The organism is Pseudomonas duriflava, from assembly GCF_007830155.1.
GTDB classification, from domain to species: domain Bacteria; phylum Pseudomonadota; class Gammaproteobacteria; order Pseudomonadales; family Pseudomonadaceae; genus Chryseomonas; species Chryseomonas duriflava.
The window spans coordinates 1-1,955 of the sequence record NZ_VLKY01000056.1 but is presented as its reverse complement, the minus strand read 5'-3'; the positions used below and the strand labels follow the sequence as shown (position 1 = coordinate 1,955).

General features: G+C 50.6%; 2 pseudogenes. Both read right to left on the bottom strand.

The features are described from left to right. Positions 1 to 77 (bottom strand): annotated as a pseudogene (locus IQ22_RS24270) (hypothetical protein); the annotation flags it as partial. A 75-nt stretch (positions 78 to 152) separates the two neighbouring features. Further along, positions 153 to 1,505 (bottom strand): annotated as a pseudogene (locus IQ22_RS23005) (PAS domain-containing protein); the annotation flags it as partial. Positions 1,506 to 1,955 lie beyond the last annotated feature (450 nt).

The window sequence follows — 1,955 nt, the reverse complement described above, 5'->3', positions numbered from 1 at the left end:
AGTAGATTGTTGAAGTCATGAGCGATGCCACCGGTTAACTGACCCACTGCCTCCATCTTCTGGGCCTGCCGAAGCTGTTCTTCGGCTTGCCATAACGCCTGCTGCTGCTCCTTTTCCGCCGTAATATGCCTGCCGTAAAAATAGCAGCTGTCGCCTTCAACTGAAGAATGCCAGGAAATCCAGCGAGGGGTCCCGTCTCTGTGACGGTAGCGGTGCTCAAAGCTTGTTAAATGATCGCTTGAGGCTGCCCGAAGAATAGCCTGCCGGGTTTTTTCTATATCCTCATGCCATACAAAGTCATACAAGCTTTGACCTTCGAGCTGGGTCTGATCGTATCCCAGGATTTCTTTCCAGGCCGGATTTACGGATCGAAAGACGCCATCAGCCCCTGTTACAGCCAGCAGATCTCGTGAGTTTCGCCAGACCCGATCATATTGAGCGGTACGACTCGCAACGCGGCGTTCAAGTCTTGTGTTTAACCATTGAAGCTCTTCAGTTGCCTGCTTTTGGTCATGAATATCTGTACTCGTACCAATCCACTGGAAGACAGTGTCCCCCACCCCATACACAGGGACAGCTCTGACCACGTGCCAACGGTACTCCCCATCGAAGCGGCGAAGCCGCATCTTTGTCTCATAAAGATTTCCAGATCGTGTGCAGTCAGCCCATAGCGTCTCCACTGCAGAACGATCTTCAGCATGAGCCCAGTCGAGCCAGTTCCGGGCTAACTCGGCACTACTTTTAGCCCCGCAGTAAGTAACAAGCCATTCACTTATCCAGCTTATCGAACCCTCTGGAGTGGCGCTCCATACTCCATTGGGCATGGCTTGAACCAAAGCTGTAAATTGTAGTTCGCTCGCTTTAAGCGCTTGCTCAGCCTGATATTGCTCGGTTACGTCATAACCCTCGACAAAAATACCGGTGACACCCCCTGCCTCGTCCTTGATGGGTTCATAAATAAAATTAAGGTATCGCTCAAGGGGGCCGCTTGTATCGTCTCCGTGCAAACGAAAAGGCATCTGATAGGCCACAAATCGTTCGCCGGTTTCAAAAACCTGGTCAATCCATTGAAAGAACTGACCGTCTTCGATATCTGGATAGGCCTCACGGATGGTTTGGCCTATAAAGTTTCTGTTACCAAACAGGCGCGCATGGGTAGCATTGGCAAACTCAAATACATGTTCGGGTCCCTTAAGAATGGCGATAAAACCAGGGGCCTGGTCAAACAGACGGAGCTGGCGTTCGGTTTCTTCGCGATGACGACGCTCAGCCAGTACCTCGGCAGTGGTTTCGACGCATGGACAAAAAAATCCAGCAACCTGTCCTTGTTCATCGCGTACCGGCGTGTAGGAAAAAGAGAAGTGCGCTTCCTCTGGATAACCATGACGGTGCATGGTTAAGGTGAAATCGTCCATGTACACAGAGGAACCGCTATAGACATCGGCGATGATCGGAGCCAGCTCTTCCCGAGCCTCCTTCCAGACGTCGAGCAAGGGCTGCCCCATAGCTAAAGGATGCTTGCGCCCTAGGATATCGGCATAAGCATCGTTATAAATCATTGTTTTATCGACACCCCAGGCGATAAACATGGCTTGTTTAGAGCCAAGCACAATGCTGACCAGCATTTGCAAAGTTTGAGGCCAGGTCTCAGGTTTACCAAGAGGTGAGTGCTCCCAGGCAAAGCTTCGGATGAGCTGTCCTGCTTGGCCTCCACCCTGCATAAAGGCAGGCGAGCTATTTGGCGGCTGGATTTGGGGCATTAGATAAACTCGGTAGTTATCAAACATCCAAGACTTGAGGGCTTGGCTAATAACTATTGAGAACACATCTAGGCCAAATTATCTCAAGCGCTTTCTTTTATACTTAATTTACAAGGCTCTGTTTTTCAGAATGGCTTGAGCACGCCAGTCGCAATAATGCTGTTTCTGGAAGCCTGCACCAACCAGCTGGGGCGG